The sequence below is a fragment of the Streptomyces sp. NPDC039424 genome, assembly GCF_055639495.1.
Genome location: NZ_JBVKAI010000001.1, coordinates 816,840 through 829,404, shown reverse-complemented (window position 1 = coordinate 829,404; position 12,565 = coordinate 816,840). Strand labels below are relative to the sequence as shown.

The window sequence follows — 12,565 nt, the reverse complement described above, 5'->3', positions numbered from 1 at the left end:
CGCACGTCCCTCCGCGCCTGTTCCCCCAAGCGCGGCATCCCCGCCGGTCAGGCGGCGAAGGAGATGGTTCACGTGTCCGCTACGCCCGTGCTGGCGTTGCGCGGAGTCTCCAAGCGGTTCGGTGCGGTCCAGGCCCTCACCGACGTCGAGCTGGAGGTCCACGCCGGTGAAGTGGTCGCCCTGGTGGGCGACAACGGCGCAGGAAAGTCCACCCTGGTCAAGACGATCGCGGGTGTCCACCCCATCGATGAGGGCGTCATCGAGTGGGAGGGCAAGCCGGTCAGCATCACCAAGCCGCACGACGCCCAGGGTCTCGGCGTCGCGACGGTCTACCAGGACCTCGCGCTGTGCGACAACCTCGACGTGGTCGGCAACCTCTTTCTGGGGCGCGAGCTGCTGCACCGGGGCGTCATCGACGAGGTGTCGATGGAGAAGCAGGCCCGAGAGCTGCTGAGCACGCTCTCGATCCGCATCCCGAGCGTGCGCATCCCGATCGCCAGCCTCTCCGGCGGTCAGCGCCAGGTCGTGGCGATCGCCCGCGCCCTGATCGGCGACCCCAAGGTCGTCATCCTCGACGAGCCCACCGCCGCGCTCGGCGTCGAGCAGACCGCGCAGGTCCTCGACCTGGTCGAGCGGCTGCGCGAGCGCAACCTCGGCGTCATCCTCATCAGCCACAACATGGCGGACGTGAAGGCTGTCGCGGACACCGTCGCCGTCCTGCGCCTGGGCAAGAACAACGGCTCCTTCCCCGTGAAGGACACCAGCCACGAAGAGATCATCGCCGCGATCACCGGTGCCACGGACAACGCCGTGACCCGTCGTGCGGGGCGTCGCACCGCGGAGGCGGCCAAGTGAGCGAGACGTCGAACACCGTGAAGAAGGACCCGGAGCCCGTGGCCGTGGCCAAGGACACCGTCGCCCCGGCCGACGACCCCACGGCCGCGCCCGTACCCGTGGTCGACCCGCGCCTGCTGGTCCGGGAAGAGGGCCTCAAGGGGTACTGGACCGAGTTCAAGCGCAAGGTGAAGGGCGGCGAGCTCGGTTCGCTGCCGGTCTTCATCGGCCTGATCATCATCTGGACGATCTTCCAGCTGCAGAACGACCGGTTCCTGAGCGCGGACAACCTGTCCAACGTCAGCTACTTCATGTCGGCCACCGGCATGCTCGCCATCGGCCTGGTGTTCGTGCTGCTGCTCGGCGAGATCGACCTCTCGGTCGGCTCGGTCAGCGGCCTCGCGTCCACCGTGTTCGCCGTCTTCGTGGTCAACCACGGCATGAACGGCTGGCTGGCGCTGGTACTGACCGTCCTGACCGGTGTCGGCATCGGCGCGCTGCACGGCTGGTTCTTCGCCAAGATCGGCGTACCCGCCTTCGTGGTGACGCTGGCCGGCTTCCTCGGCTGGAACGGTCTGATGCTGTGGCTGCTGGGCGACAGCGGCACGATCAACATCCCGGCCGACTCCGGCCCCGTACACCTGTTCGGCCAGAACTCCTTCTTCATGGACCAGGCCATCATCGGCGCCTACCTGCTGGCGGGTCTCGGTGTCGTGCTGACGCTCGTGGGCTCGTTCAACGAGCAGCGCCGCCGCAGGGCGGCCGGGGTGCCCTTCCGGCCCACCAGCGAGATCCTGGTCCGGGTGGGCCTGCTCGCCGTGGTGTCCTTCGCCGCCGCGGCCGTGCTGAACAACGCCGCCGGTGTCTCCAACGCCCTGGTGATCTTCCTCGCGGCGCTGGTCGTCGTGGACTTCGTCCTGCGCCGTACGACGTACGGCCGCAAGGTCTTCGCGGTCGGCGGCGGCATCGAGGCGGCCCGCCGGGCCGGTATCAGCGTGCCGATGGTGCGGATCACCGTGTTCGCCATCTCCGGCGGCTTCGCGGCGATCGGCGGTATGTTCTTCGCCGGTCAGACCGCGAGCGCGACGCTGAACGCCGGTGGCGGCAACACGCTGATGCTGGCGATCGCCGCCGCGGTCATCGGTGGCACCAGCCTCTTCGGTGGACGTGGTTCGGTGTGGTCGGCGCTGCTGGGCATGCTGGTGATCCAGTCGATCCAGACGGGTCTGGACCTGCTGAACATGAACACGTCGATCCAGTACATGATCACCGGCGCGGTGCTGCTCGGCGCGGTGGTCATCGACTCGGTGTCGCGTCGTAGCCAGAAGGCCGCGGGGCGCGCGTAACGGGTTGCTGCGGGTGCCCGGTGCCGTCAAGGTGCCGGGCACAGCTGTGTCTTGGGAAGCTCTCAGCCGGGTACCGCCGTCCGCGTGACCCATCACGCACAGCCCGGACGCCGTCCGCCGCGGCGGAACATTAGACTCGACGAGCCCGGCAACAGCTCGATCAGCTTTTACTGCAAGGAGGCACGGGTGCCGCTGCTGACCCGCATCAGGGGACCGCGCGATCTGGACCGGCTCAGCCTGGAGGAGCTGGACCAGCTGGCAGGGGAGATCCGGACCTTCCTCGTCGACGCCGTGTCCAAGACCGGCGGCCACCTCGGCCCCAACCTGGGCGTGGTCGAGCTCACCATCGCCCTGCACCGCGTCTTCGAGTCGCCGAAGGACAAGGTGCTGTGGGACACCGGACACCAGTCCTACGTCCACAAGCTGCTGACCGGCCGACAGGACTTCTCCAGGCTGAAGATGAAGGGCGGCCTGTCGGGCTACCCCGCGCAGGCCGAGTCCGAGCACGACGTCATCGAGAACAGCCACGCCTCGACCGTCCTCGGCTGGGCCGACGGCATCGCCAAGGCCAACCAGCTGCTCGAACGCGACAGCCACGTCGTGGCGGTCATCGGTGACGGCGCGCTGACCGGCGGCATGGCCTGGGAGGCGCTCAACAACATCGCCGAGGCCAAGGACCGCCCGCTCGTCATCGTCGTCAACGACAACGAGCGGTCGTACGCCCCGACCATCGGCGGTCTCGCCAACCACCTGGCCACGCTGCGCACGACCGACGGGTACGAGCGCTTCCTCGCCCGGACGAAGGACATCCTCGACCGAACCCCGGTCGTCGGAAAGCCGCTGTACGAGACGCTGCACGGCGCCAAGAAGGGCCTGAAGGACTTCATCGCCCCGCAGGGCATGTTCGAGGACCTCGGCCTGAAGTACGTCGGCCCGATCGACGGCCACGACATCGAGGCGCTGGAGTCGGCGCTGGCGCGGGCCAAGCGCTTCGGCGGGCCCGTCATCGTGCACTGCCTCACCGAGAAGGGCCGCGGTTACCAGCCCGCCCTCCAGGACGAGGCCGACCGCTTCCACGCCGTCGGCAAGATCCACCCCGACACGGGCCTGCCGATCGCCAGCTCCGGCGCCGACTGGACCTCCGTCTTCGGCGACGAGATGGTCCGGCTGGGCGAGGAGCGCGGGGACATCGTCGCCATCACGGCCGCGATGCTCCAGCCGGTCGGCCTCGACAAGTTCGCCAAGGCCTTCCCGGAGCGGGTGTACGACGTCGGCATCGCCGAGCAGCACGCCGCCGTCTCCGCCGCGGGCCTCGCCACGGGCGGCCTGCACCCGGTCTTCGCGGTGTACGCCACCTTCCTCAACCGCGCCTTCGACCAGGTGCTGATGGACGTCGCCCTGCACAAGTGCGGTGTGACGTTCGTACTGGACCGGGCGGGAGTCACCGGCACCGACGGCGCCTCGCACAACGGCATGTGGGACATGTCGATCCTGCAGGTCGTGCCGGGACTCAGGCTGGCCGCGCCGCGTGACGCCGAGCAGGTGCGCGCGCAGCTGCGCGAGGCCGTCCAGGTCACGGACGCGCCGACGGTGGTGCGCTTCTCCAAGGGCGCCGTCGGCCCCGCCGTACCCGCCGTGGGCCGGGTCGGCGGGATGGACGTCCTGCGCGAGCCCGGCACCGACCGGCCCGACGTCCTGCTGGTCTCCGTCGGCGCCCTGGCCCCCATGTGCCTGGAGATCGCCGCCCTGCTCGACAAGCAGGGCATCTCCACCACCGTCGTCGACCCCCGCTGGGTCAAGCCCGTCGACGAGGCCATGGCCCCGCTCGCGGAGCGGCACCGCGTGGTCGTCACCGTCGAGGACAACAGCCGGGTCGGCGGCGTCGGCTCGGCCGTCGCCCAGGCCCTGCGGGACGCGGGCGTCGACGTGCCGCTGCGCGACTTCGGCATCCCGCCGCGCTTCCTCGACCACGCCTCCCGCGCCGAGGTCATGGCCGAGATCGGGCTGACCGCGCCCGACATCGCCCGCCAGGTCACCGGCCTGGTCTCCAAGCTCGACGGCCGGTTCGACCGCCCGACGGCGGAGGTCGAGCCGGCGCGCGACTGACGCGACCCCAAGGACGCCCGAAGGGCCGGTCCCGCCCACTCTCCAGGTGGCGGATCCGGCCCTTTTGCGTGAACCTGCCTGTGCCGGGGCATACGCATCCCCAGCCCTCTCGATCACGTCGAGGACGACCAGCGCGTGGGAGGTAGGCCCGTGAGCAGCACCCTCTTCAGGACGAAGAAGGTCGAGCAGTCCATCCTCGATACCGAGGAACCCGAGCACGCGCTCAAGAAATCCCTCTCCGCGCTGGATCTGACCGTCTTCGGCGTCGGCGTCATCATCGGCACCGGCATCTTCGTCTACACCGGATCGGTCGCGAAGCTGAGCGCGGGCCCCGCGATCTCCCTGTCCTTCATCGCGGCGGGTGTCGTCTGCGCCCTCGCCGCGCTCTGCTACGCGGAGTTCGCCTCCACGGTCCCGGTGGCGGGGTCCGCGTACACGTTCTCCTACGCCTCGATCGGCGAGCTGCCCGCCTGGATCATCGGCTGGGACCTGGTCCTGGAGTTCGCGCTGGGCACGGCGGTGGTCGCCGTCGGCTGGTCCGGCTACTTCCGGTCGTTCCTGGCCAACAACCTCGGCTGGCACGTTCCCGAGGTGCTGGGCGGGCGGGACGGCGCCTCGGGCTTCGGGTTCGACCTCTTCGCGGCCCTGCTGGTGCTGGCGCTCACGGGCGTGCTCGTCCTCGGTATGAAGCTGTCCGCACGGGTCACCCAGGTGGTCGTGGCGGTCAAGCTGACTGTCGTGTTCATCGTGATCATCGCCGGCGCGTTCATCGTCAAGACCGCCAACTACAGCCCCTTCATCCCGCCGGCCGAACCCGCGGCGGCCGGCGGGAATCTCAAGGCTCCGCTGATTCAGCTGATGTTCGGCTGGGCACCGTCCAACTTCGGCGTGATGGGCATCTTCACCGGTGCCTCGATCGTGTTCTTCGCCTTCATCGGCTTCGACGTGGTGGCCACGGCCGCCGAGGAGACCCGCAACCCCCAGCGCGACATGCCGCGTGGCATTCTCGGCTCGCTGCTCATCTGCACGTTGCTGTACGTGGCGGTCTCGATCGTCGTCACCGGCATGCTGAAATACACGCAGCTGTCCGTGCAGGCCCCGCTCGCCGAAGCCTTCAAGGCCACCGGCCACCCCTGGTACGCGGGCGTGATCAGCTTCGGCGCCACCATCGGCCTGATCACCGTCTGCATGATCCTGCTCCTCGGCCAGACCCGCGTGTTCTTCGCGATGAGCCGCGACGGGCTCCTGCCGCGATTCTTCTCGCGCACCCACCCGCGCTTCAGGACGCCGTACCGGCCGACCATCCTGCTCGGTGTGATCATCGCGATCGTCGCGGGCTTCACCAGCCTGCAGACCCTCGGCGAACTGGTGAACATCGGCACGCTCTTCGCGTTCGTCGTCGTCGCGATCAGCGTCATCGTCCTCCGCAGGACCCGCCCCGACCTGCCCCGCGCCTTCCGCACCCCGTGGGTCCCGGTGATCCCGATCCTGTCGGTGTGCGCCTCGCTGTGGCTGATGCTCAACCTGCCCGCCGAGACCTGGCTACGGTTCGCCATCTGGATGGTCATCGGCTTCCTCGTGTACTTCCTCTACGGCCGCTCGCACAGCCGCCTCGGACGGCACGAGGAGACCACCGTCGAGGAAGTCACACATCCGCCGAAGGGGAACGCCCCGTAACCGGCCCCCGGCCGGCCTCTCCGCCACTCCGGCCCCGTATGTCCTGTTCAGTCGGAGACCGCGGGGCCGGATAGCGTGCTGCCCATGCTCGTCACGCCGCTCGCCCCGCCACGTTCCGTAGTCGGCCGCGCGGGCTACTGGACGCGACTGCTGCCCCTGCTGGCGGGGCTGGCCTGCCTCACGCGCGTGCCGTCCTTCGTCCGGCCGCTGTGGAATCCGGACGAGGGCTACCTCGCCGTACAGGCCCGGATACTGGCACACGGCGGACGGCTGTACGAGACGGTCGTGGACCGCAAGCCGCCGCTCGTGCCGTGGCTGTACGAGGCGGCGTTCGCCGTCCACGGCTCCGCGACCCTCACCCCGGTCCGGGTGCTCGCGGTCCTCGCCCAACTGCTCACCGCGGTGCTGCTCGCCTCACTGGCCCGGCGGCGCTGGGACGACCGGGCGGGCCGCACGGCCGGGGCGCTGTACCTGCTGGTCTCCATCGGGCTCAACCCCGAGGACGCGCAGGCCGCCGGCTTCGAGGTGTTCATGCTGCCCTGCACGGCCGCCGCGATGTGGTGCGCGGACCGCCGCCGCTGGGGCGCCGCCGGGGCGGCCGTCGCCTGCGCCTTCCTCGCCAAGCAGACCGGCGGGGTGGTACTGGTGCCGGTGGCCTGGATGCTGTACCGGAACGGCGCCCCGTGCGCGGGCGTCCTGCGCCTCACCGCCGGCCTCACGCTGCCGGTGCTGGCCGCCGCCCTGGCCACCGACCCGGCGGGCTTCGTGTTCTGGACGGTCACCGGATCGGGGGCGTACGCCTCCTTCACCGGCTCCGAACTCCACGTCCTCGTCCGGGGACTGACCAACACCGCGATCCTGGGCGTGGCCTGCGCGGGCCTGATCCCGCCGGTGGTACGGGTGCTGCGCATCGCCCGCACGGGCGCGGCGGACCTGTGGCTGTGGCAGACCTCCTCCGCCCTGGCGGTGGTGCTGGGCTTCCACTTCTTCGGCCACTACTACCTGCAACTCATCCCGCCCCTGGCCCTGTTGGCGACCGCCGCGCTGCAGATCCTGCCCCGCGTACGGCTGACCGCCGCCGTCCTCACCTCGGCCTGCTGCTGCGCCCTGTTCCTGGCCTGGGGCCTCCTCGCACCCCGCCCCGAACTGGCCCACGCCCAGCGCCTCGCGTCCGCCGTGGCCCACCGCACCGACCCCGCCGACCGCGTGCTGCTGTGGGGCATACACCCGGAGACGTACTGGCTCGCCGACCGCACCCCCGCCAGCCGCTACCTCACCGCCGGGCTGCTCACCAACTACAGCGGCGGCCGTGACGGCCCCCAGGTCGGCGAGAAGTACGCCGTCGAGGGTGCCTGGCCGGTCTTCCGCGAGGAACTGGCCGCACACGCCCCCGCCCTGGTGGTCGACGACTCGCGCGGCAAGCCGTACGCCGCCGACCGCGTGCCCAGCCTGCGACGGCTGCTGGCGGCGCGCTACGAGCCGGTGGCAACGGTGGACGGGGCCGTGCTGTACGCCCGGGTGCCACAGGAGTAGCGCGAGGCGCGGCTCAGCCGAGGATCGTCCGGGGCCCGGTCACCTCGGCGCCCAACTCCGTAACCCGGCGCCTGAGTTCCCGGTCCGCCGTGACGGCCAGCCGGGGGCGGTGGGACTCCTCGGCGACCAGCTCCACGATGCGGTCGTCGCCACTGCCGGACGCGCCCTCCACCCGTACGCCGGGCACGGACTCCACGTCACGGGCCGCGCCCTCGACCACCAGCACGATCTCCACCGGGCCGGGGTGCCCGGGCAGCCCTTGCGCGGCCAGCCGGTCGCGCAGCCGCTCGGCCGCCCCCTTCCGGTCCCGCCACCAGCCGTCGGGCACCGACCCGACGACGTTCGCGGCGTCGACGATCACGAGCAGCGGGGCTTCCTGGTCCATGTGACCAGGGTCGCACGGCCGCCACCACGGGCGGGGCCGGGCCTCGACGGCGTACCGCCCCGGCTTAAAGTGAACCGGTGAACGGCGACTGGCTCCTACGCGGCCGCGACGGCCGCCTCAGCGTCTACCTTCCCTCGGGCGACGCCGTCCTGTGCCGGGCGGAGCGCGCACCGGGCGGCTCCTGGAGCGCACCGCGCAAGGTGGGCGGCGACCAGAAACTGCACCCCGTCCTGGCGATCGGTCAGGGCACCGACGGCTACGCCCATCTGGTCTCCTGGCGGCCCACCACCAAGGGCGAGTCGGGCCTGGTGCACTCCACGCACTTCCGGCCGCTGCTTGCCGCCCTGGACTGGAACCCGGTCGGCCACCCCGACAAGAAGGGCGAGCGCACCGGCACGCCCGCCGTCGCGGTCGACGGGCAGGGCCGTGCCCATGTCTTCGTACGCAACAAGGGCGGCGGGGTGAGCCTGCTCGCCCAGAAGGAGAAGGGCGGCTGGGAGGCCTGGCGCGACCTGAAGGGCCGGGACGTCCAGGAGGAACCGGTCGCGGTGACGGGGGAGTCCGGCCGGGTGGAGGCGTACGCCGCCGTACCGGGCGGCATCCTGCACTGGCGTCAGGAGAAGCCGGGCGCCCAGCCGGTCCTGGAGGAGTCGATGGAGGCCCCGGTCCGCCCCGGCACCCTGTACGCGCTGGCCACCTCCCCCGACAGCACCACCCTCTTCTACACCGACGGCGCGGGCGACCTGTGCGCCTGGCGCCCCGGCGGCAAACCGGTCACGGTGCTCCCGTCGGTCGGCCCCGGGCCGGTCTCCGCCGTGCGCTGCGAACTCGACGGCCATGACTGCACCCTGCTGGCGCAGCGTTCGGCGAGCGGTCGGGTGGCCTTCGCCGCGTATCCCACCCAGGAGGAGTCGGCGGGCGCGTGGTGGACGGAATCGGGCCCCCAACTGCCCTCCGACGCGCTGGTCTCCCTCACCCTCGACGCCGACGGCCGGGTCGTGGCGGCAACGTTGTCCCCGTCCACCGGCCAACTCCACCTCACCCGCCGCAAGGACGAGCCGGGGCTGGCACTGGAGGCGTGGCGTCCGGGCTGAAAGACAGCCCCTCCGGCGTTTGAGGAGCGGGGTCAGGGGCGGAGCCCCAGGCGGGGGCGAACAAACCTCGCCCCCGGCACGCCGCTGCCCGGCACCCCCTCGGGAGTGCCGGGCAGCATGCGCATCGCGGTCGGCTACGCCGGGACGCTGGCCACGCCCGGTGCCAGGAACTTCTTGCCGTTCACGCGCTCCGAGACGCCCTCGCGGTCCAGGTACGGCGTGATGCCGCCCAGGTGGAAGGGCCAGCCGGCGCCGGTGATGAGGCAGAGGTCGATGTCCTGGGCCTCGGCGACGACGCCCTCGTCGAGCATGAGGCCGATCTCCTGGGCCACCGCGTCGAGGACGCGCTCGCGGACCTGCTCCTCGGTCAGGACGGTGTCGCCCTGCTTCAGCAGCGCGGCGACCTCCGGGTCCAGCTCGGGCTTGCCGCTGTCGTAGACGTAGAAGCCGCGCTTGCCCGCCTTGACGACGGCGGCGAGGTTCTGGGAGACCGTGAAGCGGTCCGGGAAGGCCCGGTTGAGGGTCTCCGAGACGTGCAGGCCGATCGCCGGGCCGACCAGTTCCAGAAGGACGAGCGGGGACATCGGCAGGCCCAGCGGCTCCACCGCCTTCTCCGCGACCTCGACCGGCGTGCCCTCGTCGATGACGTTCTGGATCTCGCCCATGAAGCGGGTCAGGATCCGGTTCACGACGAACGCCGGGGCGTCCTTGACCAGGACCGCCGTCTTCTTCAGCTTCTTGGCCACCGCGAAGGCGGTCGCGAGCGACGCGTCGTCCGTCTTCTCGCCGCGGACGATCTCCAGGAGGGGGAGGATCGCGACCGGGTTGAAGAAGTGGAAGCCGACGACCCGCTCGGGGTTCTTCAGCTTCGACGCCATCTCCGACACCGACAGCGAGGAGGTGTTGGTGGCGAGGATCGCGTGCGCCGGGGCGACCGCCTCGACCTCCGCGAACACCTGCTGCTTGACGCCGATCTCCTCGAACACGGCCTCGATAATGAAGTCCGCGTCCGCGAAGCCCTCCGCCTTGTCCAGGACACCGGTGACCAGGGCCTTGAGGCGGTTGGCCTTGTCCTGGTTGACGCGGCCCTTGGCGAGCAGCTTGTCGATCTCGGCGTGGACGTAGCCCACACCCTTGTCGACGCGCTCCTGGTCGATGTCCGTGAGGACGACCGGGACCTCCAGGCGGCGCAGGAAGAGCAGCGCGAGCTGGGAGGCCATCAGACCGGCGCCGACGACGCCGACCTTGGTGACCGGACGGGCCAGGGACTTGTCCGGGGCGCCCGCGGGACGCTTGCCGCGCTTCTGGACCAGGTTGAAGGCGTAGATGCCCGCGCGCAGCTCGCCGCCCATGATGAGGTCGGCCAGCGCCTTGTCCTCGGCGTCGTAGCCCTGCTGCAGGTCGCCGTTCTTGGCGTCGGCGATGATGTCGAGGGCGCGGTAGGCGGCCGGGGCCGCGCCGTGCACCTTGGAGTCGGCGATGAAGCGGCCCTTGGCGACGGCCTGGTCCCAGGCCTCGCCGCGGTCGATCGCCGGGCGCTCGACGACGATCTCGCCCTTGAGGACGGCCGCCGTCCAGATCAGCGACTGCTCCAGGAAGTCGGCACCCTCGAAGAGGGCGTCGGCGATGCCCAGTTCGTAGACCTGCTTGCCCTTGAGCTGCTTGTTCTGGTTGAGGCTGTTCTCGATGATGACCGAGACGGCCTTGTCGGCGCCGATCAGGTTCGGCAGCAGCGTGCAGCCGCCCCAGCCCGGGACCAGGCCCAGGAAGACCTCGGGGAGGGAGAACGCCGGGAGGGCCGCGGACACCGTGCGGTAGGTGCAGTGCAGGCCGACCTCGACGCCGCCGCCCATCGCCGCGCCGTTGTAGTACGCGAAGGTGGGCACGGCCAGCTTCGACAGCCGCTTGAAGACCTCGTGGCCGCCCTTGCCGATGGCGAGCGCGTCCTTGTGCTCCTTCAGCAGCTCGACGCCCTTGAGGTCGGCGCCGACCGCGAAGATGAACGGCTTGCCGGTGATGCCGACGCCGACGATATCGCCGTCCGCGGCCTCCTTCTCCACCTGGTCGATCGCGGTGTCGAGGTTCGCGAGCGAGGCGGGGCCGAAGGTGGTCGGCTTGGTGTGGTCGAAGCCGTTGTCCAGCGTGATCAGGGCGAACTTGCCGGCACCCAGGGGGAGGTCGAAGTGGCGTACGTGCGCCTGCGTGACGACCTCGTCCGGGAACAGCTCGGCCGCACCCTTCAGCAGCTCGGTGGTGGTGCTCACTTGTCCCCCTCGAAGTGCGGGTTCTCCCAGATGACCGTCGCGCCCATGCCGAAGCCGACGCACATGGTGGTCAGGCCGTAGCGGACGTGCGGCTGCTCCTCGAACTGGCGGGCCAGCTGCGTCATCAGACGGACGCCGGAGGAGGCCAGCGGGTGGCCGAAGGCGATGGCGCCGCCGTACTGGTTGACGCGCTCGTCGTCGTCGGCGATGCCGTAGTGGTCGAGGAAGGCCAGGACCTGGACGGCGAAGGCCTCGTTGACCTCGAAGAGGTTGATGTCCTCGATCGACAGGCCCGCCTTGGCGAGGGCCTTCTCCGTGGCCGGGATCGGGCCGTAGCCCATGACCTCCGGCTCCACGCCCGCGAAGGCGTAGGAGACCAGGCGCATCTTGACCGGCAGGCCGTTCTCGCGGGCGAAGTCCTGGCTGGCGATGATCGAGGCGGTGGCGCCGTCGTTCAGACCGGCCGCGTTACCGGCGGTGACCCGGCCGTGCACGCGGAACGGGGTCTTCAGACCGGAGAGGTTCTCCAGGGTCGTGCCCGGGCGCATCGGCTCGTCGGCGGTGACCAGGCCCCAGCCCGTCTCACCGGCCTCCGGGCTCGTGCGGCGCACGGAGATCGGGACCAGGTCGGCCTGGATCTTGCCGTTGGCGTACGCCTTGGCGGCCTTCTCCTGCGAGCGCACGGCGTACTCGTCGGCGCGCAGCTTGGTGATGTGCGGGTAGCGGTCGTGCAGGTTCTCCGCGGTCATGCCCATGAACAGGGCGGACTCGTCGACCAGCTTCTCCGACACGAAGCGCGGGTTCGGGTCCACGCCCTCGCCCATCGGGTGGCGGCCCATGTGCTCGACACCACCGGCGATGACGGCGTCGTACGCGCCGAACGCGATCGAACCGGCCGTGGTCGTCACGGCGGTCAGCGCGCCCGCGCACATGCGGTCGATGGAGTAGCCGGGGACCGACTGGGGCAGACCGGCGAGGATGCCGGCCGTGCGGCCCAGCGTCAGGCCCTGGTCGCCGATCTGCGTGGTCGCGGCGATGGCGACCTCGTCGATCTTCGCCGGGTCCAGGCCGGGGTTGCGGCGCAGCAGCTCCCGGATCGCCTTCACGACGAGGTCGTCGGCGCGGGTCTCGTGGTAGATACCCTTCGGGCCCGCCTTGCCGAACGGGGTGCGGACGCCGTCTACGAAGACGACGTCCCTGACGGTACGAGGCACGATGGCTCTCCTCCAGGTGCGGGATGGCACTGCTGCGATGCGCTGAGCGCGCGCTCAGCACCCATGCTACTTATGGGTAACGTAGCTGCCCAGTCCCGTATGCCCAAGCGGC

Annotated in this window: 9 protein-coding genes; 6 read left to right on the top strand and 3 right to left on the bottom strand. The window is 70.7% G+C overall.

Going from position 1 to position 12,565, the window contains the following annotated elements; genetic code table 11:
* The first annotated feature begins 63 nt into the window (after positions 1 to 63).
* The 5 genes from ACZ7L0_RS03810 to ACZ7L0_RS03790 all read left to right on the top strand — a co-directional run bounded on the left by ACZ7L0_RS03810 (position 64) and on the right by ACZ7L0_RS03790 (position 7,496).
* Complete coding sequence (locus ACZ7L0_RS03810; protein WP_471240771.1) at positions 64 to 855, top strand: ATP-binding cassette domain-containing protein; 792 nt, start codon at positions 64 to 66, stop codon at positions 853 to 855.
* On the top strand, positions 852 to 2,180 hold the full coding sequence (locus ACZ7L0_RS03805; RefSeq protein WP_471240770.1) for a sugar ABC transporter permease: 1,329 nt from the start codon (positions 852 to 854) through the stop codon (positions 2,178 to 2,180). The genes ACZ7L0_RS03810 and ACZ7L0_RS03805 overlap by 4 nt, the downstream gene beginning before the upstream one ends.
* A 186-nt stretch (positions 2,181 to 2,366) precedes the next feature.
* Positions 2,367 to 4,286, top strand: a complete 1,920-nt coding sequence (gene dxs, locus ACZ7L0_RS03800; RefSeq protein WP_471240977.1) for a 1-deoxy-D-xylulose-5-phosphate synthase — start codon at positions 2,367 to 2,369, stop codon at positions 4,284 to 4,286.
* A 150-nt stretch (positions 4,287 to 4,436) separates the two neighbouring features.
* Positions 4,437 to 5,963 carry an amino acid permease gene (locus ACZ7L0_RS03795; RefSeq protein ID WP_471240769.1) on the top strand — a complete coding sequence of 509 codons (1,527 nt, stop codon included), beginning with the start codon at positions 4,437 to 4,439 and terminating at the stop codon, positions 5,961 to 5,963.
* Between the two features lie 84 nt (positions 5,964 to 6,047).
* Positions 6,048 to 7,496: an ArnT family glycosyltransferase gene (locus tag ACZ7L0_RS03790; RefSeq protein ID WP_471240768.1), complete on the top strand. Its 1,449-nt coding sequence runs from the start codon at positions 6,048 to 6,050 to the stop codon at positions 7,494 to 7,496.
* Between the two features lie 13 nt (positions 7,497 to 7,509).
* Here the strand turns inward: ACZ7L0_RS03790 and ACZ7L0_RS03785 are convergent, their stop codons facing one another.
* Positions 7,510 to 7,881 carry a PIN domain-containing protein gene (locus ACZ7L0_RS03785; RefSeq protein ID WP_471240767.1) on the bottom strand — a complete coding sequence of 124 codons (372 nt, stop codon included), beginning with the start codon at positions 7,879 to 7,881 and terminating at the stop codon, positions 7,510 to 7,512.
* Positions 7,882 to 7,958: 77 nt separating this feature from the next.
* Here ACZ7L0_RS03785 and ACZ7L0_RS03780 point away from each other — a divergent pair, with 77 nt between their 5' ends.
* Positions 7,959 to 8,975 (top strand): DUF8189 domain-containing protein, encoded by a 1,017-nt coding sequence (locus ACZ7L0_RS03780; protein WP_471240766.1) that lies wholly within the window; start codon positions 7,959 to 7,961, stop codon positions 8,973 to 8,975.
* Between the two features lie 134 nt (positions 8,976 to 9,109).
* On the opposite strand, the gene ACZ7L0_RS03775 is transcribed toward ACZ7L0_RS03780, so the two are convergent.
* The gene (locus tag ACZ7L0_RS03775) at positions 9,110 to 11,239 is read right to left on the bottom strand and encodes a 3-hydroxyacyl-CoA dehydrogenase NAD-binding domain-containing protein (RefSeq protein ID WP_471240765.1); all 2,130 of its coding nucleotides are present in this window, start codon (positions 11,237 to 11,239) and stop codon (positions 9,110 to 9,112) included.
* Complete coding sequence (locus ACZ7L0_RS03770) at positions 11,236 to 12,453, bottom strand: thiolase family protein (protein ID WP_471240764.1); 1,218 nt, start codon at positions 12,451 to 12,453, stop codon at positions 11,236 to 11,238. The genes ACZ7L0_RS03775 and ACZ7L0_RS03770 overlap by 4 nt, the downstream gene beginning before the upstream one ends.
* Positions 12,454 to 12,565 lie beyond the last annotated feature (112 nt).

Bases quoted from the DNA above. Each gene is read 5' to 3' on its own strand.
- ACZ7L0_RS03790 (WP_471240768.1), top strand. From the start codon at position 6,048: ATGCTCGTCACGCCGCTCGCCCCGCCACGTTCCGTAGTCGGCCGCGCG.
- ACZ7L0_RS03785 (WP_471240767.1), bottom strand. From the start codon at position 7,881: ATGGACCAGGAAGCCCCGCTGCTCGTGATCGTCGACGCCGCGAACGTC.
- ACZ7L0_RS03810 (WP_471240771.1), top strand. From the start codon at position 64: ATGGTTCACGTGTCCGCTACGCCCGTGCTGGCGTTGCGCGGAGTCTCC.